General features: G+C 61.7%; 16 protein-coding genes. 7 read left to right on the forward strand and 9 right to left on the reverse strand.

The window, feature by feature from the left end; translation table 11 throughout:
* Positions 1-25: 25 nt before the first annotated feature.
* Positions 26-622, reverse strand: coding sequence for a glutathione S-transferase (locus PO860_RS05620; RefSeq protein ID WP_183606414.1), 597 nt, complete (start codon positions 620-622; stop codon positions 26-28).
* A 60-nt stretch (positions 623-682) separates the two neighbouring features.
* On the reverse strand, positions 683-1,552 hold the full coding sequence (locus PO860_RS05625) for a 23S rRNA (adenine(2030)-N(6))-methyltransferase RlmJ (protein ID WP_275034946.1): 870 nt from the start codon (positions 1,550-1,552) through the stop codon (positions 683-685).
* Between the two features lie 16 nt (positions 1,553-1,568).
* Between PO860_RS05625 and PO860_RS05630 the strand changes: the two genes are divergently transcribed.
* On the forward strand, positions 1,569-3,773 hold the full coding sequence (locus PO860_RS05630) for a molybdopterin oxidoreductase family protein (RefSeq protein WP_273884056.1): 2,205 nt from the start codon (positions 1,569-1,571) through the stop codon (positions 3,771-3,773).
* Positions 3,770-4,360, forward strand: coding sequence for an NUDIX domain-containing protein (locus PO860_RS05635; protein ID WP_183606419.1), 591 nt, complete (start codon positions 3,770-3,772; stop codon positions 4,358-4,360). The genes PO860_RS05630 and PO860_RS05635 overlap by 4 nt, the downstream gene beginning before the upstream one ends.
* Here PO860_RS05635 and PO860_RS05640 read toward each other — a convergent pair.
* Together PO860_RS05640 and PO860_RS05645 are read right to left on the reverse strand one after the other, a co-directional pair.
* On the reverse strand, positions 4,357-4,761 hold the full coding sequence (locus tag PO860_RS05640; RefSeq protein ID WP_183606421.1) for a type II toxin-antitoxin system VapC family toxin: 405 nt from the start codon (positions 4,759-4,761) through the stop codon (positions 4,357-4,359). The two genes, PO860_RS05635 and PO860_RS05640, sit on opposite strands and share 4 nt — an antisense overlap.
* Positions 4,761-5,000, reverse strand: coding sequence for a type II toxin-antitoxin system Phd/YefM family antitoxin (locus PO860_RS05645; RefSeq protein WP_017959842.1), 240 nt, complete (start codon positions 4,998-5,000; stop codon positions 4,761-4,763). The genes PO860_RS05640 and PO860_RS05645 overlap by 1 nt, the downstream gene beginning before the upstream one ends.
* Before the next feature lie 179 nt (positions 5,001-5,179).
* On the opposite strand from PO860_RS05645, the gene PO860_RS05650 reads away from it, so the two are divergent.
* Positions 5,180-6,349 (forward strand): alpha-D-ribose 1-methylphosphonate 5-triphosphate diphosphatase, encoded by a 1,170-nt coding sequence (locus PO860_RS05650; protein ID WP_183606422.1) that lies wholly within the window; start codon positions 5,180-5,182, stop codon positions 6,347-6,349.
* Between the two features lie 222 nt (positions 6,350-6,571).
* On the opposite strand, the gene purN is transcribed toward PO860_RS05650, so the two are convergent.
* Positions 6,572-7,243 carry a phosphoribosylglycinamide formyltransferase gene (purN, locus tag PO860_RS05655; RefSeq protein WP_183606423.1) on the reverse strand — a complete coding sequence of 224 codons (672 nt, stop codon included), beginning with the start codon at positions 7,241-7,243 and terminating at the stop codon, positions 6,572-6,574.
* Complete coding sequence (gene purM / locus PO860_RS05660) at positions 7,240-8,313, reverse strand: phosphoribosylformylglycinamidine cyclo-ligase (RefSeq protein ID WP_273884055.1); 1,074 nt, start codon at positions 8,311-8,313, stop codon at positions 7,240-7,242. The genes purN and purM overlap by 4 nt, the downstream gene beginning before the upstream one ends.
* Before the next feature lie 245 nt (positions 8,314-8,558).
* Here purM and PO860_RS05665 point away from each other — a divergent pair, with 245 nt between their 5' ends.
* The 4 genes from PO860_RS05665 (at position 8,559) to ppx (ending at position 14,193) form a co-directional block, all read left to right on the forward strand.
* Positions 8,559-9,683: an AI-2E family transporter gene (locus PO860_RS05665; protein WP_183606427.1), complete on the forward strand. Its 1,125-nt coding sequence runs from the start codon at positions 8,559-8,561 to the stop codon at positions 9,681-9,683.
* Complete coding sequence (gene hdaA, locus PO860_RS05670) at positions 9,676-10,389, forward strand: DnaA regulatory inactivator HdaA (RefSeq protein WP_273884054.1); 714 nt, start codon at positions 9,676-9,678, stop codon at positions 10,387-10,389. Before PO860_RS05665 ends, hdaA begins: the two co-directional genes overlap by 8 nt.
* 66 nt (positions 10,390-10,455) lie before the next feature.
* The gene (locus PO860_RS05675) at positions 10,456-12,660 is read left to right on the forward strand and encodes an RNA degradosome polyphosphate kinase (RefSeq protein ID WP_183606429.1); all 2,205 of its coding nucleotides are present in this window, start codon (positions 10,456-10,458) and stop codon (positions 12,658-12,660) included.
* Between the two features lie 12 nt (positions 12,661-12,672).
* The gene (gene ppx / locus PO860_RS05680) at positions 12,673-14,193 is read left to right on the forward strand and encodes an exopolyphosphatase (RefSeq protein ID WP_183606430.1); all 1,521 of its coding nucleotides are present in this window, start codon (positions 12,673-12,675) and stop codon (positions 14,191-14,193) included.
* Positions 14,194-14,355: 162 nt separating this feature from the next.
* Here ppx and PO860_RS05685 read toward each other — a convergent pair whose 3' ends face one another.
* From PO860_RS05685 to rnd, 3 genes are all read right to left on the reverse strand, one after another.
* Positions 14,356-15,714 (reverse strand): esterase-like activity of phytase family protein, encoded by a 1,359-nt coding sequence (locus PO860_RS05685; RefSeq protein ID WP_273884053.1) that lies wholly within the window; start codon positions 15,712-15,714, stop codon positions 14,356-14,358.
* A 103-nt stretch (positions 15,715-15,817) separates the two neighbouring features.
* Positions 15,818-16,879, reverse strand: coding sequence for an adenylate/guanylate cyclase domain-containing protein (locus tag PO860_RS05690; protein ID WP_183606433.1), 1,062 nt, complete (start codon positions 16,877-16,879; stop codon positions 15,818-15,820).
* Between the two features lie 77 nt (positions 16,880-16,956).
* Complete coding sequence (rnd, locus tag PO860_RS05695) at positions 16,957-18,102, reverse strand: ribonuclease D (protein WP_183606435.1); 1,146 nt, start codon at positions 18,100-18,102, stop codon at positions 16,957-16,959.
* Between the last annotated feature and the right edge of the window lie 129 nt (positions 18,103-18,231).

The raw sequence follows: 18,231 nt of genomic DNA on the forward strand, positions 1-18,231 counted from the left end.
CTGTCGGCTCATTGTTCTGAAGCACTCAGCCCTGGGACTTGAACTCGTTATGGGCGGGGAATTTCTTGTCGAACTGCCGCAGCCAGTCGGTGAGCGGCGCATGATCGGCTTCCCACTGGTCCTTGAAGCGCAGCGCGAGATAATCGAGCGTCGCGGCCAGCGCGAAATGTCCGCCATTGAGTTTCTTGCCTGTTTTCGGCGGATTGGCGCTGAGGTGAGCGAGCCCGCTCGTCGCCTTCTTCCATTGCCGGTCGATCCACGGCTGGTGAATCTTTTCCTCGTCGCGGAAGCGCCGCTCGTAGACGATCGCCAGCAGGCAATCGCAGATGCCGTCGCAGAGCGCCTCGAGGATTTCCGCATCCGTGCGCTTCCCCTTCTTGGAAGGATAGAGCCCGCCCTTCGTCAGCCGGTCGAAATAATGCATGATCGCCACGCTGTCATAGATCGAGACGCCGTCATCGGTCAGCAGCGTCGGGATCTTGCCGAGCGGATTGTTCTCCACCAGGATCGCCGGCGCGGTATTGGTGTCGACCCGGATGGCGTTCAACTCCAGCTCCAGAAAATGCGCGGCCATCCGCACCTTGTTGGAATAGGGCGAGGCGGGCGAACAAAGGAGCTTCATGGGACACCTGATGAGATTGTGGATCTGCGGCGCGGACTATTCCTGAAGGCGATTACGGGGTCAATCGTCCGTGACCGCCTTGGTCTCGCCGCGCAGCCAGAAGGCGCGGTGCGAGGCGAAACGGTCCTGCGCCAGATGGTCCTTTAGCGCCGGCAGCAACTGGTGCAACTCGTCCTTCAGTGTGAAGGGCGGATTGACGATGACGAGGCCCGAGCCCGTCAGTCCGGTTATGCCGCGGTCGCTGCGAACGGTGAGTTCGGCGCAGAGCATTTTCGGAATGTCTTGCGCTTGCAGCGTCGCGTGGAATTCCTTGATCGGCGCCCCCTTCTTCAGTGGATACCACAGGCAATAGGTGCCGCCGGGAAAACGGCGATAGGCCTTTTCCAGCCCCTCGGCCAGGCGCTGATATTCGTCCTCTTCCTCGAAGGGCGGATCGACGAGCACGATGCCGCGCTTCTCTTTCGGCGGCAGATGTGCGCCGAGCGCCAGCCAGCCGTCGAGTTCGGTGATGCGGGCGTGGTGATCGCCCTCGAAGAGCCGGTGCAGCCTGAGGTAATCCTCGGGATGCAGTTCCATGGCCGACAAGCGGTCCTGCGGCCGAAACAGCATGCGCGCAAGTTTCGGCGATCCGGGATAGAAGCGGATGCCGCCCTCAGGGTTGAGCTCGCGGATTGCTGCGAGATAGGGCTCCAGCAGTTCGGCAACTTGCGATCCGAGATCGGCCTGCATCAGCTTGCCGATGCCGTCCAGCCATTCGCCGGTTTTCTGCGCTTCCTCGGAGGAGAGGTCGTAGAGCCCGATGCCGGCATGCGTGTCGAGCACGCGGAATGCCGCGTCCTTCTTCTGCATGTAGCGGATCAGCCGCGCCAGCACGGCATGCTTCAGCACATCGGCAAAATTGCCCGCGTGGTAGATGTGGCGGTAGTTCATTTTCGCTGATGTCCGTATGAATTCGCGTCATGGGGAGTTTTTGTGGCTTTTGGCCATGCAGGCCTTGGCATATACAAATGCCATGAACATTGCGACCCCCATCCAAGCCAAATCCCAGAAGCTGGACAGCAAGGTCGGCCACACGGCCTGTCCGCACGACTGTCCCTCCACCTGCGCGCTCGAGGTCGAGATATCAGAGGACGGCCGCATCGGCCGCGTGCGCGGCGCTAACGATCATTCCTACACATCGGGCGTTATCTGCGCCAAGGTCGCCCGTTATGCCGAGCGGCTCTATCATCCCGACCGGCTGATGCACCCCTTGCGCCGCGCCGGCGCCAAGGGGGCAGGACAGTGGCAGCAGATTTCCTGGGACGTTGCGCTGGATGAGATCGCCGAAGCCCTTGTTAAGGCCGAGGCAAGGGACGGCAGCGAAGCGATCTGGCCCTATTTCTATGCCGGCACCATGGGCTGGGTGCAGCGCGATTCGATCGATCGCCTGCGTCATGCCAAGCGTTACTCCGGCTTCTTCTCCTCGATCTGCACCAATCCCGCCTGGACCGGCTTCACCATGGCGACCGGCACGCTGCGCGGCCCCGATCCGCGCGAGATGGGCCGCACCGATTGCGTCGTCATCTGGGGTACCAATGCGGTCTCGACGCAGGTCAACGTCATGACCCACGCCATCAAGTCGCGCAAGGAGCGCGGCGCCAAGATCGTCGTCATCGACATCTACGACAACCCGACGATGAAGCAGGCCGACATGGCTTTGATCGTCAGGCCGGGCACCGATGCCGCACTTGCCTGCGCCGTCATGCACATCGCCTTCCGCGACGGCTATGCCGACCGTGAATACATGGCGAAGTACGCCGACGATCCCGCCGGTCTCGAAGCGCATTTGAAGACGAAGACGCCGCAATGGGCGGCAGATATCACCGGCCTTTCGGTCGAGGAAATCGAAGCCTTCGCCCGCCTCGTCGGCACGACGAAGAAGACCTTCTTCCGCCTGGGTTACGGCTTTACCCGCCAGCGCAATGGCGCGGTCGCCATGCATGCGGCCGCCTCGATCGCCACCGTTCTCGGCTCCTGGCAATATGAGGGCGGCGGCGCCTTCCATTCGAACAGCGACATCTTCCGCATGAACAATGCCGAACTGACCGGCCGGTCGATGAAGGATGCCGATATCCGCATGCTCGACCAGTCGCAGATCGGTCGGGTGCTGACCGGCGATCCTGTGGCGCTGCGCCATCGCGGCCCGGTGACGGCGATGCTGATCCAGAACACCAATCCCGCCAACATCGCCCCCGAGCAGCGCCTGGTCAGGCGTGGTTTTGCCCGTGACGACCTCTTCGTCGCCGTCCACGAACAATTCATGACCGAAACGGCCGAGATCGCCGATATCGTCATTCCGGCGACGATGTTCGTCGAGCATGACGATATCTATCGGGCCGGCGGCCAGAACCATATTCTGCTGGGGCCGAAGCTGGTCGAGCCGCCACCCACCGTGCGCACCAATCTCTTCGTCATCGAGGAACTGGCCAAACGCCTCGGCGTCGCCGATCGCCCCGGCTTCGGTTTCACCGCCCGCGAGATGGTCGACCGCATCCTCGAATCGAGCGGCCTGCCCGATTACGAGCATTTCCTCGACCACAAATGGTTCGACCGTCAGCCGGCTTTCCAGGACGCCCATTTCCTGAACGGCTTTGCCCATCCCGACGGCAAGTTCCATTTCCGCCCGGACTGGATCAATCAGCCGGCGCCGAACAAGCCGCCCGCCGCAATCGGCGTGCTCGGACCGCATGCCGCGCTTCCGGCCTTCCCCGATCAGGTCGATGTCATCGAAGTCGCTGATCCCGAGCATCCCTTCCGGCTGGCCACGTCGCCTGCGCGCAATTTCCTGAATTCGAGCTTCTCCGAGACCAAGACCTCGCGCCAGAAAGAGGGCCGCCCCGAGGTGATGATCAATCCGGCCGACGCCGACGCCGCTGGTATCGCCCACGGCGATCTTGTCCGCATCGGCAACAGCCGCGGTGATCTGCGTCTCCACGCCCGCATTACCATCGAAGTCAAATCAGGCGTGCTGATCGCCGAGGGACTTTGGCCGAACAAGGCGCATGTCGACGGCGAGGGCATCAACGTCTTGACCGGCGCCGACCCCGTCGCGCCCTATGGCGGGGCGGCCGTACACGACAACAAGGTCTGGCTTCGCAGGGACGCAGCATGATGCAGCCGAAATCAAGGGTGAAAATCGTCAGCGAAGAAACACTGTCGAACGGCTGGACGCGGCTGAGCGGCTACCTGCTCGACTATATCGACCGCAAAGGCGCAACCCAACGGCTGAAGCGGGAGATCTACCACCGCACGCCCGCCGCCTGCATCCTGCTTTATGATCCCAAGCGCGACCTCGTCGTTCTCGTCCGCCAGTTCCGTCTCGCCGTTCATCTCAACGGCGATCCCGCCTGGATGATCGAAGTCCCGGCCGGTCTTCTCGACGACGATCATCCCGAAGCGGCGATCCGTCGCGAGGCTATGGAGGAGACCGGCTATCGTCTGCGCGATGCGCGATTCCTCTTCAAATCCTATCCCTCACCGGGTGCCATCACCGAAGTCGTCCACTTCTTCGCAGCCCTCATCGACGCCGCCGACCGCGTGGCCGACGGCGGCGGCCTGGACGAGGAACACGAGGATATCGAGGTCCTCGAAATCCCCCTCGACGAGGCTGCGGCGATGATCGAAACAGGCGAGATCTTCGACGCCAAGACCATCGTGCTTTTGCAATGGGCGCTGTTGAACAGGGGGAAGCTTTCCTAACCTCCGGCGAAGGCGAGATTTTCCGCTGACGCGGCACGTTCCAGTCTGGCGTCCAGCGTCGCAAGCGATACGTTCTCTGCGACCGCAAGCGCCAGATAAGCGGCGTCATAGGCCGATAGCTGATATTTTCCGGCAAGTCGTAAGATCGGAAGATGGTCTTCTCGTGAGACAGTGCGTAGCGGCAGGCTGGTAAGTCGCATGAGACAAGCGAGCACGTCCTCGGTGGAGATGCGTTTCCGCCGTTCCGCGGTCAATAGGATGTTGCGTATCTCATGCCAGAAGAGATCGGGCACGAAGGCATCTTCCGTTTCGAGAAACGACAAGGCTTCTTCGGCAGTCCGGCTTTCCTCATCCGGAAGCAACCAAGCCGCCGCAACCGAAGCATCGACCACGAACGGCATTAGCGCTGACCTTCGCGTCGCCAGGCCTGAATTTCAGCCGCGGTCGCTCCGGCGCGTTCTGCCCGTTCGCTGCGGAGTGCACGGATGGCATCGAGCCTCTGGCGACGGTCATCGATCTTGATCATGCGGGCGACCGCGTTGTTGCCGCGCGATATCACCACATCCTCGCCTGCTTCCACCTTTGTCAGAAGCTCCGAGAGATGCGTTTTTGCCTCTGCCACTTTCACTTTGATAGTCATCACCACCATCCACTTTGTCTCTAATGTAATGTCATGGCAAAACTTGGTCAACTGATTGGTCAAGTATGGCAAATCAAGAACGGAAAGAGCAAGAAGTTTGGAAGTTCTTCATGCGATTGTCACGAAGCCGCTCTATGGGCTGCGGTTTATCAATCATCGGATGCAGTAGGAGAAAGCCCATGTGGCTCAGCAATTTCACCCTCGTTCTCCCAGACGAGGTGGTGAGTGAAGGTGCCCTGCGTGTTGAGGATGGAGTCATTGCCGAGATCAGGCCGGAGCCTGTCGCCGGTGCTACGATCGATGGCGGCGGGCGGCTGCTGATGCCCGGTTTCGTCGACCTGCATGGCGACATGATCGAGCGCGAGATTGCACCGCGACCGAACGCGCATATGCCGATCGATTTCGGCATTCACGAACTCGACAAGAAGCTTGCCGCCGCCGGTGTCACGACGGCGTTCGCCGCCGTCTCTTTCGCCACCGAAAGCGTCTACGGCCACGTCCGCTCGCTTGAGACGACCTCGGCTGTGATCGAAGGCATCAACCGCCTGCGCGACGATCTGCTGATCGACCACCGCGTCCACGCCCGCTACGAAATCACCAATGTCGGCGCCGCCCCCACGCTCGAGCGCCTGCTGGATGCCGATCAGATCGATATGGTGTCGCTCACCGACCACACGCCTGGCCAGGGCCAGTACAACAACCTACAGAGCTACATCCTCAGCATTTCCGAGCGTCGCGCCATCTCCGAGGAAATGGCGGCGGAGATCGTCGCCAAGCGCATCGCCATGCGCAGCAATCCTGACATCGAAGCCAAGCTGAAGGAGATCGTCGCGCTGTCGCTGAAGCACAAGCTGTCGCTTGCCTCGCATGACGATGACAGCGTCGAAAAAGTCGCCGAGATGCACGATCTTGGCGTCACCATCAGCGAGTTTCCGGTCACCGCACCTGCGGCGGAAGAGGCGCGCCGGCGCGGCCTCTGGACGCTGATGGGCGCGCCGAACGCGCTGCGCGGCCAGTCGATGTCGGGCAATCTCAGCGCGCTTGATGCCGCAAGGGCCGGCCTGCTCAGCGTCATCGCCGCCGATTATCATCCGGCTGCCTTCGTGCCCGGCATCTTCAAGCTTGCCGACATGGCGGAAGGCGGCCTGCCGGCCGCCGTCGCCATGGCGACCGGCAATGCGGCCCGTTCCGCCGGCTTGTCGGATCGCGGCGAGATCGCCATCGGCCAACGTGCAGATCTTGTCGTGGTCGAGCCGGGCGACATCAACCGCATCCGCGCCACCTTCCGCGCCGGCCGCTTCGTCTATAGTGACGGCACGCTGCATCCGTTGCGGGCGCTGGCGGCTTGACAATGTCGCCCAAGGCTGCGGTTTTGGGACGACGATATCCATAAACAAAGAGAGAGGGCTGCCCCTCACCCTAACCCGCTCCCCGTAACGGGGCGAGGGGACCTGCCCCGCGAGAGGTTGATGGGGAACTGAGAGGGTGCGGCATATCCCTTCGCCCCGTTTACGGGGAGAAAGTGGCGGCAGCCGGATGAGGGTGGCCATTCGCGCCGCGTGGCGATGCGCTTAAGCGCGGTCGCCGATCAGCGAAATCAGCTGGCCCTTCGGCGCGGCAATCGAAGCCTCAGCGCCCACCGCTTTGCCGCCTTCCATCGTCACGCGGCCTTCTGCAAAGAGTCGCAGCGCTTGCGGATAGATCTGGTGTTCGACGGTGAGCACGCGCGCAGCAAGGCTTTCGGCCGTGTCGCCGGAGAGAACCGGGACGGCCGCCTGGCCGATCGTCGGTCCCTCGTCCATGCCTTCGGTGACGAAATGTACCGTGCAGCCGGCGATCCGCATGCCGGCGTCGATGGCGCGCTGGTGCGTATGCAGCCCGGGAAACAGCGGCAGCAGGGAAGGGTGGATGTTGAGCATCCGGCCTTCGTAACGCTGGATGAAGGTCGCCGTCAGCAGCCGCATGTAGCCTGCCAGGCAGAGAATGTCGGGTTTAAGCTCGTCAAGCGCCGAAAAGATCGCCGCCTCATGCGCCTCCTTGCTGGCATAATCCTTGCGGGGGAAGGCGAAGGTGGCGATGCCTTCGGCCGCCGCCTTTGAGAGCCCCCCGGCATCCGGCTTGTCGGAGATCACGCCGACGATTTCAACCGGGTAGTCGGCGGACTTCGCCGCCGAGACCAGCGCCATCATGTTGGAGCCGCCGCCGGATATGAAGACGACGACGCGTTTGCGCGGCGTGATCATATGGCAAGCGTACCCTTATAGACCGTGCCGGCAGCGCCTTCGTCGCGGGCGATCATCCGGCCGAGGGTCACGACCTTTTCGCCCTCGGCTTCGAGCGCCTTCGTTACCGCGGCGACGTTTTCACCGGCGACGACGACGATCATGCCGATGCCGCAGTTGAAGGTGCGCAGCATTTCCTTGGCCTCGACGCCGCCCGTCCTGGCGAGCCATGAAAACACCGGCGGCACCTTGACGGCGTCAAGATGGATTTCGGCCGCCAGATGCGTCGGCAGCACGCGCGGAATATTCTCCGGGAAGCCGCCGCCGGTGATATGGGCAAGCGCCTTCAGCGCACCGGTCTCGCGGATCGCCTTCAGGAGCGGCTTCACGTAAATGCGGGTCGGCTCTAACAGCGCTTCGCCGAGCTTCTTGCCTTCGGCGAATGGCGCCGGCGCATCCCAGCCGAGGCCGGAGAGTTCGACGATCTTGCGCACCAGCGAAAAGCCATTGGAATGGACGCCGGAGGAGGCAAGGCCGAGGATCACGTCACCCTCGGCGATATCGCCTGAGGGCAGGAGCTTGCCGCGTTCGGCAGCACCCACGGCAAAACCGGCGAGATCATAATCGCCAGAAGAATACATGCCCGGCATTTCGGCCGTCTCGCCGCCGATGAGCGCGCAACCCGCCTCGCGACAGCCGGCGGCGATGCCGCCGACGATCGCGGCACCCTGGTCGGGATCGAGTTTGCCCGTCGCGAAATAATCGAGGAAGAACAGCGGCTCGGCGCCCTGCACCACCAGATCGTTGACGCACATGGCGACGAGGTCGATGCCGACGGTGTCGTGATAATCGGCATCGATGGCGATCTTCAGCTTGGTGCCGACGCCGTCATTGGCGGCGACCAGAACCGGATCGGTAAAGCCGGCGGCCTTGAGATCGAAGAGCCCGCCGAAGCCGCCGATCTCGCCATCGGCGCCGGGGCGGCGCGTTGAGCGCACCGCCGGCTTGATCTTCTCGACGAGGAGGTTGCCGGCATCGATGTCGACGCCCGCATCGCTATATGTCAGGCCGTTTTTCCCAGACTGGCTCATGCTGGTCTCCGATGGCTATTTCAGGCGGCAAACGTGCCGCGTCATCTGCCGGTCGCAATTGCATGACAGGGGCGTTTATGCAAGCACTGCATGGCAAAAGCCCCCAATTTCCCACGTCCTCCCGCAGCCTTTTCGGGATTTGGCGCAACAGGGTTGACCATCTTTGCGCCTGCATCCTATGTGCTGAATGGCCGCGTCGGATCGGATGCGGCATTCAGCGGCGGCGAGCGATCAGCGGGGAAGCGATGCCACAGCATGTCAGCGGCAACAGTCTCAAGCGCCAGATCTTCTTCTGGCTGGCCGTGCTCGTCTTTTTCATCGTCTTTCTTTATGTCTTCAGTTCGATCCTTTTGCCTTTCATCGCCGGCATGGCGATCGCCTATTTCCTGGATCCGGTGGCCGATCGGCTGGAGCGCCTTGGCCTCAGCCGCATGATGGCGACGGTCGGCATCCTCATTGCCTTCGTCGTCGTCTTCGCCTTGGCGCTGATGATCCTCATTCCGGTACTCGTCAGCCAGTTCAACGACTTCGCCGAGCGCCTGCCGGGTTATATCAGTCAGTTGCAGCAGTTCGTCACCCAGTCACAGAATTCGTTGCTGCCGGACTGGATCAAGAACCAGATGGGCACGATCAAGGACAATCTTTCCGGTATCCTGTCGGAGGGTATGGGTTTCCTCACCGGCCTCTTCGCGCAGATCTGGAATTCCGGCAAGGCGATCGTCGATGTCATCTCGCTGCTCGTCGTCACCCCAGTCGTCGCCTTCTATATCCTGCTCGACTGGGACCGCATGGTCGCCAAGGTGGATGCCTGGATTCCGCGTGATTACATCAATGAGGTTCGCCAGATTGCCAAGGAGATCGATCAGGCGATCGCCGGCTTCATTCGCGGCCAGGGTTCGCTCTGCCTCATCCTCGGCATCTATTATGCCGTCGGCCTTTCCCTCGTGGGGCTGAATTTCGGTCTGCTGATCGGCCTTTTCGCCGGCATGATCAGCTTCATTCCCTATGTCGGCTCGATGGTCGGCCTCGTTCTTGCCGTCGGCGTGGCGCTGGTGCAGTTCTGGCCGGATTATCCCTGGATCGGCCTCGTGCTCGCCGTCTTCTTCTCCGGCCAGTTCCTGGAAGGCAATGTTCTGCAGCCGAAGCTTGTCGGCGAAAGCGTTGGCCTGCATCCGGTCTGGCTGATGTTTGCGTTGTTTGCCTTCGGCGCACTCTTCGGTTTCGTCGGTCTTCTGGTCGCCGTGCCGGCCGCTGCCGCCGTCGGCGTTCTTGTCCGTTTTGCGCTTTCGCGCTATCTTCAGAGCGATCTTTATTTTGGCGGGTCGCCGAGCACCCGCCCCCGGAAGACGAAATCAGTTCCCAATGAATGACGTGAAGAATGCTGATCCGAAGCGCAAGGCCGGAGAGCAGCTGCCACTGGCCTTTTCGCACGATGCCGCCAGCGGGCGCGACGACCTCCTGATCTCGGAGCGTCTCGCTGCCGCCGTTTCGATCGTCGATGCCTGGCCGGCATGGCCATCGCCGGTCGTCGTGCTCGCCGGTCCGGTCGGTTCGGGGAAATCGCATCTCGCCCGCATCTGGAGCGAATTGAGCGGCGCCGTCAGCATCCATCCGGATCTCGGTTCGGACGCCGCGGTTGCTGCCGCCACTGGGCCGGTGCTGTTCGAGGACGCTGACCGCCTCGGCTTCGATGACAATGCGCTCTTCCATGTCATCAACAGCGTCCGCGAAAACGGCACCAGCCTGCTGATAACAAGCCGTCTCTGGCCGATGTCGTGGCCGGTTCTGCTGCCCGATCTGCGTTCGCGCCTGAAAGCCGCAACCGTCGTCGAGATCGGCGAGCCTGATGAGGCGCTGTTGTCGCAGGTGATCGTCAAGCTCTTTGCCGACCGGCAGCTTTATATAGATGACAAACTCGTGCTCTATATCGTCAACCGGATGGAGCGGTCGCTGAACGCGGCCCAGACGATCGTCGAAAGGCTTGACCGGCTGGCCCTGTCGCGGGGCACGAAAATCACCCGGTCTCTTGCTGCCGAAGTATTGAATGAATTGGGAAATTCGGAACCGGCCGATTGACTGTCACAGTTCCGTCGTCAAACTGATATAATTGCCTGTGGCGATTGAGAACGGGGTAAGCGGATAATGGATAGTGCAGTCGCAGAACATCAAGAACTCGCTCCTGAGATCAACGACAACACCCCCCCGCTGGAAGAGCTGCTCAAGAGCCCCGAGCGCTTTATCAACCGAGAATTCTCCTGGCTGCAGTTCAACCGCCGTGTCCTCGAAGAAACGCTGAATACCGAGCATCCGCTGCTCGAGCGCGTCCGCTTCCTGTCGATCTCGGCCGCCAACCTCGATGAATTCTTCATGGTGCGTGTCGCCGGCCTCGAGGGTCAGGTACGCCAGAACATCGCCATCCGTAGCCCCGACGGCAAGACGCCGGCCGAGCAGCTCGATTCGATCCTGCAGGAGATCGACCATCTGCAGATGGAGCAGCAGGCCTCGCTCGCCGTGCTGCAGCAGTATCTCGCCAAGGAAGACATCCTGATCGTGCGCCCCGGTGCCTTGAGCGATGCCGACCGCCAGTGGCTGGCCGCCGAATTCGAACAGGCGATCTTCCCGGTCCTGACGCCGCTCTCGATCGATCCGGCCCATCCGTTCCCCTTCATTCCCAATCTCGGCTTCTCGATCGGTCTGCAGCTCGTGAGCAAGAATGGCCGCGAGCCGATGACGGCGCTGCTGCGCCTGCCGGTGGCGCTCGACCGCTTCGTCCGCCTGCCGGATGATGGAAACACGATCCGCTACATCACCCTCGAAGATGTCGCCAATATCTTCATCCATCGGCTCTACCCGGGTTACGAGGTGCAGGGCTCCGGTACGTTCCGCGTCATCCGCGACAGCGATATCGAAGTCGAGGAAGAGGCCGAGGATCTCGTCCGCTTCTTCGAAACGGCGCTGAAGCGCCGCCGCCGCGGCAAGGTCATCCGCATCGAGACCGATTCGGAAATGCCAGCCTCGCTCCGTCAATTTGTCGTTCAGGCGCTCAATATCCCCGACAATCGCGTCGCCGTTCTGCCGGGCCTTTTGGCGCTGAACACCCTGTCCGAGATCACCAAGGCGCCGCGCGACGATCTCCGGTTTCTTCCCTACAATGCGCGATTTCCCGAGCGCGTCCGCGAACATGCCGGCGACTGCTTCGCCGCCATTCGCGAAAAGGACATGGTCGTCCATCACCCCTACGAATCCTTCGACGTGGTGGTCCAGTTTCTTCTCCAGGCTGCGCGCGATCCTGACGTTCTGGCGATAAAGCAGACGCTTTACCGCACCTCCAACGACAGTCCGATCGTCCGCGCCCTGGTCGACGCCGCCGAAGCCGGCAAGTCGGTGACGGCGCTGGTCGAACTCAAGGCCCGCTTCGACGAAGAGGCGAACATCCGCTGGGCGCGCGATCTCGAGCGCGCCGGCGTGCAGGTCGTCTTCGGCTTCATCGAGCTCAAGACCCACGCCAAGATGTCGATGGTCGTGCGCCGCGAGGAAGGCAAGCTCAGGACTTATTGCCACCTGGGAACGGGCAACTACCACCCGATCACCGCGAAGATCTATACCGACCTGTCCTATTTCACCTGCAATCCGGTCATCGCCCACGACATGGCGAATATCTTCAACTTCATCACCGGCTATGGCGAGCCGGAACAGGGCATGCAGCTCGCGATTTCGCCCTATACGATGCGCCCGCGCATCCTGCGCCACATCGAGGAAGAGATTCAGCACGCCAGGAACGGCGGGCCGGCGGCGATCTGGATGAAGATGAATTCGCTGGTTGATCCCGACATCATCGACGCGCTCTATCGCGCCAGCCATGCCGGCGTCGAGATCGATCTCGTCGTGCGCGGCATCTGCTGCCTGCGTCCGCAGGTGCCCGGCCTTTCGGAAAAGATCCGCGTCAAGTCGATCGTCGGCCGCTTCTTGGAACACAGCCGCATCTTCTGCTTCGGCAACGGCCACGGCCTGCCGTCCGACAAGGCGCTGGTTTACATCGGTTCGGCCGACATGATGCCGCGAAATCTCGATCGCCGCGTCGAAACCATGGTTCCGCTGACGAATCCGACCGTTCACGAGCAGGTCTTGTCACAGATTATGCTCGGCAACGTGATTGACAATCAACAAAGCTACGAGATATTGCCCGACGGTACGTCGCGACGCATGGAAGTGCGCAGGGGCGAGGAACCGTTCAATGCGCAGCAGTATTTCATGACCAATCCGAGCCTGTCGGGCCGTGGAGAAGCTCTGAAGTCCAGTGCGCCGAAGCTGATCGCCGGTCTGCTCGAAGGCCGCAACAACAAGTAAAACTGGACCTAAATGGTTGAATCTGAAGCCCAGGGGCGCCTTCCGGGGATCGCCCCGGTCTCCGTCGTCGACATTGGATCGAATTCCATTCGTCTGGTCGTCTACGAAGGCATGTCCCGTTCACCAACCGTCCTCTTTAATGAAAAGGTTCTCTGCGGCCTCGGCAGGGGCATAGCCCTTACCGGCAAGATGGATGAAGACAGTGTCGGCCGGGCTTTGGCGGCGCTGCATCGTTTCAAGGCCCTGTCCGACCAGGCGCGTGCCGCCACCATGTATGTGCTGGCGACGGCCGCCGCGCGCGAGGCGAGCAACGGTCCTGATTTCATCCATCAGGCGGAAACAATCCTCGGCCGCAAGGTCCGCGTGCTCTCCGGCGAAGAGGAGGCGAAATTCGCCTCGCTCGGTATCATCAGCGGCTTCTACAATCCCGACGGTATTGCCGGCGACCTCGGCGGCGGCTCGCTGGAACTGATCGATATCAAGGGCAAGGAAGTCGGCAAGGGCATCACCCTGCCGCTCGGCGGCCTGCGCCTGTCGGAGTATGCCGGCGGTTCGCTTTCCAAGGCGCGCACCTTTGCCCGCAAGCAGGTGAAGACGGCAAAGCTGCTGTCGAAAGGCGAGGGGCGCACCTTCTACGCCGTCGGCGGCACCTGGCGAAACATCGCCAAGCTGCACATGGAAATCACCCATTATCCGCTGCACATGATGCAGGGCTATGAGGTGTCGCTCGAAGCGATGATGCTTTTCCTCGAACAGGTGGTGACCGCCCGCGATTCCAGGGAGCCGGCGCTGCAGGCGGTATCCAAGCATCGCCGTTCGCTGTTGCCCTTCGGCGCCGTCGCCATGAAGGAAGTGCTGAGCGCGATGAAGCCCTCGGTGATTTCCTTCTCGGCGCAGGGGGTGCGCGAGGGATATCTCTATTCGCTGCTGTCGGAGTCCGAACGCCGCCTCGATCCGCTGCTTGCCGCTGCCGGCGAACTGGCGATCCTGCGTGCCCGTTCGCCGGAGCACGCCCGCGAACTGGCGGAATGGACCGGCCGGATGATGCCGCTCTTCGGCGTCCAGGAAACCGAAGAGGAAAGCCGATATCGCCAGGCCGCCTGTCTGCTTGCCGATATCAGCTGGCGCGCCCATCCCGACTATCGCGGTCTGCAGGCGCTGAACGTCATCGCCCACTCCTCCTTTGTCGGCATCAGCCATCCCGGCCGCGCCTTCATCGCGCTCACCAACTATTACCGTTTCGAAGGCCTGCATGACGACGGCGCCACCGGCCCGCTGGCGCAAATCGCCACGCCACTGCTCATCGAGCGCGCCAAGCTGCTCGGCGGTATGTTGCGGGTCGTCTACCTCTTCTCGGCCTCGATGCCCGGCATCGTCAAGAACCTGACCTTCCGCAAATCCTCGAGCCCGGATCTCGACCTTGAATTCGTCGTCCCCCCCGAATACCGCGATTTCGCCGGCGAACGCCTGGACGGCCGCCTGCAGCAGCTGTCGAGGCTGACGAACAAGCGGCTGGCGTTTTTGTTCGAGTAGGGTAGGTCCGCTGTTGCCGTATTCGGTGGTTTAGCTTTTCGTGCTGAAAGCTCGCTCCTCCCTCATTCCTGGGACGAGCACAGGAGGGAGGCTGAGGCAATGCCTCGCGCAAAAGAGGCGGCGCTGATCGCGCCGCCCTCAGATGCCCTTAGGACTTGCTGCTTACTTCGCGTTCAAGAACTCACCAACCTCAAGCAGACTGAATTCGTTATTGTCGGCCTTGTCGACGGCTCGGCCGGCTGAGAAGGGCAGGTTGTTGTCGTTGCCGATGATGATATGGGTGGCGTCGACGCGGTCGACGTTTTCGATCGTCACGAACGGCATGTCATAGACGCCATCCTTGCTGCCCGCCTTCTTCTTATTGTCGGGATCCTGAATGTTCAGGAGGTCGATATAGCCGATCTTGCGGACGGCCTTGCCGACATTGGCGTCGTTGAACTCGATCTTGTAGACGCGTTTCAGCTCCGCCGGAGCCTCGAAGCAATCCGGCTTCGGCTGCTTCGGGTCGGCGCAGGCCCTGTCCTTGGTGCCGGCGCCGCTGTCGCGCTCGATGACGAGAGCGGTGGTGTCGTCGAGCATGTTGAAATCGCCGATCGACACACCCTTGTCTTCGAACGGATAGAGCCAGCTGCGGCCGGTCCATTTCTTGGCGGCGACGTCGAATTCGATGACGCGGACGGCAGTGTGGCCATCGACCGTCTCCATCGTGCCGTCATCCTTGTAGAGGGCGCCTTCGAGCAAGCCGTAGAGTTTGGAGCCGTCCTTCGACATGGCGAGGCCTTCGAAGCCGCCGGAGCGCTTCAGGTTGAAGACCGGCATCTTCGCGGCCGGGTTGCCCGGGAGCTGGATCAGCGGATTGTCGGGCGAAAGCACCGGCTTGCCGTCGAGCGTCGTCGGGATGACATCCGTCAGCCGGCCTTCCGTGTCGATTTTCAGGATGTAGGGGCCGAATTCGTCGCCGAGCCAGAAGCCGTCGGCAACCGGCTGGATCGATTCGATGTCGAAGTCGGCGCCGGTGAGGTAACGCGTATCCGTGCCTTCGAGGACGATCGGGAACGGAGCGATCTTGTTCGGATCGGAGAGGAAGAGGTTCTTGATGATCTCGGCCTTGTTACCGGCCCAGTCGAATTTCATCTGGTGCAGGAAAAGCATGGCGTCCGAAGAGTTGGCCTTCGAGCCGAAACCGTTGTCCGTCAGCGTCCAGAAGGTGCCGTCGGCCATCGTCTTGATGCCCGAGAAGCCCTGGACCGGCTGGCCATCGAAGGGGAGCTTCAGGTCGGTGACACGGGCGCCGTCCTTACCTGGAACTGTGCCGAGCGCTTCGGTGCGCTTGCGGTCCGCCGTGGTAAATTTGCCGGAATGCTTGAGAAATTCGGGGGCGTCGGCCGGTGCCGGAACCATGGTGTTGGCAGGCAGGATCGCCTGGCCGGCGAGCTTGGCCGGGAAGTGCTGCTGGTCGGCCGAAGCGGAAGTCGCGGCCAGGATGAAAAGTGATACGGAAGCAAAAAGGACGGTCTTCATGATATCCCCATGGAACGGATGCGAGTGGCTTCCGCTTAGCAGGGCTTTGATGTCAGCGAATTGACGGTTGGGTGAAGCTTTGGTGACGGCTAAAAGTGTTTCGTCAGCCGTGCAGAATGACGGCGGGCGTGTTCAGCACGGTGACGGCGCGTGAGGAAAGTGCCATGACACCGAGCGCCTGGCCGCGTCCCTTGACGGCATGGGTGCCGAGATCCTCGCAGGAGATGTCCTCGGGAAATTCCATGCGCCGGGCAAGGTCGGCGGAGATCAGCACCGGCCGGTTCAGGCTGCGGCAGAGCGTTTCCAGCCGGGCGGTGGTGTTCACAGTGTCGCCGAAATAGCTGATCTTGTGATGGTCGACGCCGATTTCGGCGGTGATGATCTCGCCGCCGTGAAGGGCGGCGCGGAGCTTCGGCACCTGGCCGTAATTTTTCCGCCAGCCGGCGGCATTGGCTTCGATATCGGCCAAAATGTCGAAGATGCAGCGCACGCAGCGAGCGCCCTTGATGCCGCGAGCCAGCGGCCAGGTGATGATCGCGGCATCGCCGACATAGTCGTTGATCATGCCCTTGTGGCGTCTGACGGGTTCGGCGAAGGTCGCAAACAGCGAACTCAGCAGCTGTTGCGCCCGGAGGTCGCCGTGCTTTTCGGCAAAAGCCGTCGAATCGACCAGATCGATGAACAGGAAGACACGTTCTTCCCTGACCGGATTGCGGTAACGGCTGACGAGCATGCTGAGGAAAACGTCGCGGCCGAGCAGTTCCCGCACGCGCAGGATGAAGATCATCGCCGAGCAGACGGCCAGCGCATAGAGGAAGATCTCATACGGCATGATGACGAGATCGAGGAACGACGAAGGCTTCACCATGCCGAGTGACGAGAGCAGCAGAGCGGCGCAGGCAAAGCCGATGCTCATCAGGATCTCGTAAATCACCAGTTCGGTCACGATGAAGGCAAAGGTCGGCAACTTCTGGATACGTCTGTAAAGCGCGCGAAACAGCACCTTGCGCTCGAAGGCGATGATCGGCATGCCGATGAACAGCGCGAAGATCGCCCCGATAACGGGCGTCTGATTGGAGTAGAACGACAGATCGTAGACGACGCCGCTGGCAGCCAGGACGATCGTGATCAGGATCCAGTTCTGCGTCGGAGATATTTCCCGCATGCCGCCTCTTCGCCGTGATGGTCGCTCCAGCCATTGTTTCAGCTGGGAAAAAAGCGTCAAGCGAATTTGGTTCCGTCTCACAGACTGACGGTTTCGACCTTCCGGCCGACGAAACGCAGGCCAATCTGGCCCTGGATGAGCTGCAACGCCGGCTCCCCGAAAAGGTCGCGCCGCCAGCCGTTAAGGGCAGCGACTTCGGCCTTCTCGCCCTCGGCGGCGATCCTGTCGAGATCCTCGCTGTTGGCGATAACCTTCGGCGCCACGCCGTGTTTTTCCGAAATCAGCTTCAGCAGCACCTTCAGCAGTTCGACGGCGGCAGCGGCCCCTTCGGGCGCCTGCGCCTGGCGCGGCACATGCGGCATATCGGCCTTCGGAAGAGCAAGCGCCGCGTTGACGGCCTCGATGACGGATGCGCCTGACGTCGAGCGCTCCCAGCCTTTCGGAATGGTGCGCAACCGGCCGAGCGCCTCGGTATCTTTCGGCTGCTGCTGGGCGATCTCGTAGATCGCATCATCCTTCAGCACCCGCGACCGCGGCACATTCCGGGCGCGTGCCTCGCGTTCGCGCCAGGCGGCGACATATTTCAGGATCGCCAGCTCCTGCGGCTTGCGCAGCCGCATCTTCAGTCGCTGCCAGGCATCGTCGGGGTGCATGTCGTAGGTTTCTCGCGCTTCGAGAATGTCCATTTCCTCGGAGAGCCAGGAGGTGCGGCCTTCGCGATCGAGTTCCGCCTTCAGCGACAGGTAGACGTCGCGCAGATGGGTAACGTCGGCTAGTGCATATTCCAGCTGCTTGTCGGAGAGCGGCCGGCGGCTCCAGTCGGTGAAACGCGACGACTTGTCGATATGGACGTTCTTGATGCGGCTGACCAGCTGATCATAGGAGACGCTGTCGCCGAAGCCGCAGACCATGGCGGCGACCTGCGTGTCGAAGATCGGATGCGGAATGAGATTCCCGCGATTGAAGATGATTTCGATGTCCTGGCGCGCCGCGTGAAAGACCTTAAGCACCTTCGGATCGGCCATCAGCGCGAAGAAGGGGGCGAGGTCGATACCCTTCGCCAGCGGATCGACGAGAACTTCGGTCGTCGGGCTTGCCATCTGGATCAGGCAAAGCTCCGGCCAGAAGGTCGTCTCGCGCAGGAATTCGGTGTCGATGGTGATGAAGTCGGACTTGGCCAGCTCTTTGCAGGCGGCCGCCAAATCGGCGGTGGTTTCGATCATATCATTTCATTCGCAGGAAAAGGTCGGTTGAACCTTCCTTCTCCTTTCGCTTCGATATGTCAATACAACAGCATACGCTTCGAGCACTGCTGGCTAAGAATCACGTCTAAACTGAGGCAAGGCGAACAG

This window comes from Rhizobium binxianense (assembly GCF_028994275.1).
Taxonomy (GTDB): domain Bacteria; phylum Pseudomonadota; class Alphaproteobacteria; order Rhizobiales; family Rhizobiaceae; genus Rhizobium; species Rhizobium binxianense.

Bases quoted from the DNA above. Each gene is read 5' to 3' on its own strand.
- PO860_RS05620 (WP_183606414.1), bottom strand. From the start codon at position 622: ATGAAGCTCCTTTGTTCGCCCGCCTCGCCCTATTCCAACAAGGTGCGG.
- PO860_RS05625 (WP_275034946.1), bottom strand. From the start codon at position 1,552: ATGAACTACCGCCACATCTACCACGCGGGCAATTTTGCCGATGTGCTG.
- PO860_RS05630 (WP_273884056.1), top strand. From the start codon at position 1,569: ATGAATTCGCGTCATGGGGAGTTTTTGTGGCTTTTGGCCATGCAGGCC.
- PO860_RS05635 (WP_183606419.1), top strand. From the start codon at position 3,770: ATGATGCAGCCGAAATCAAGGGTGAAAATCGTCAGCGAAGAAACACTG.
- PO860_RS05640 (WP_183606421.1), bottom strand. From the start codon at position 4,761: ATGCCGTTCGTGGTCGATGCTTCGGTTGCGGCGGCTTGGTTGCTTCCG.
- PO860_RS05645 (WP_017959842.1), bottom strand. From the start codon at position 5,000: ATGACTATCAAAGTGAAAGTGGCAGAGGCAAAAACGCATCTCTCGGAG.
- PO860_RS05650 (WP_183606422.1), top strand. From the start codon at position 5,180: ATGTGGCTCAGCAATTTCACCCTCGTTCTCCCAGACGAGGTGGTGAGT.
- purN (WP_183606423.1), bottom strand. From the start codon at position 7,243: ATGATCACGCCGCGCAAACGCGTCGTCGTCTTCATATCCGGCGGCGGC.
- purM (WP_273884055.1), bottom strand. From the start codon at position 8,313: ATGAGCCAGTCTGGGAAAAACGGCCTGACATATAGCGATGCGGGCGTC.
- PO860_RS05665 (WP_183606427.1), top strand. From the start codon at position 8,559: ATGCCACAGCATGTCAGCGGCAACAGTCTCAAGCGCCAGATCTTCTTC.
- hdaA (WP_273884054.1), top strand. From the start codon at position 9,676: ATGAATGACGTGAAGAATGCTGATCCGAAGCGCAAGGCCGGAGAGCAG.
- PO860_RS05675 (WP_183606429.1), top strand. From the start codon at position 10,456: ATGGATAGTGCAGTCGCAGAACATCAAGAACTCGCTCCTGAGATCAAC.
- ppx (WP_183606430.1), top strand. From the start codon at position 12,673: ATGGTTGAATCTGAAGCCCAGGGGCGCCTTCCGGGGATCGCCCCGGTC.
- PO860_RS05685 (WP_273884053.1), bottom strand. From the start codon at position 15,714: ATGAAGACCGTCCTTTTTGCTTCCGTATCACTTTTCATCCTGGCCGCG.
- PO860_RS05690 (WP_183606433.1), bottom strand. From the start codon at position 16,879: ATGCGGGAAATATCTCCGACGCAGAACTGGATCCTGATCACGATCGTC.
- rnd (WP_183606435.1), bottom strand. From the start codon at position 18,102: ATGATCGAAACCACCGCCGATTTGGCGGCCGCCTGCAAAGAGCTGGCC.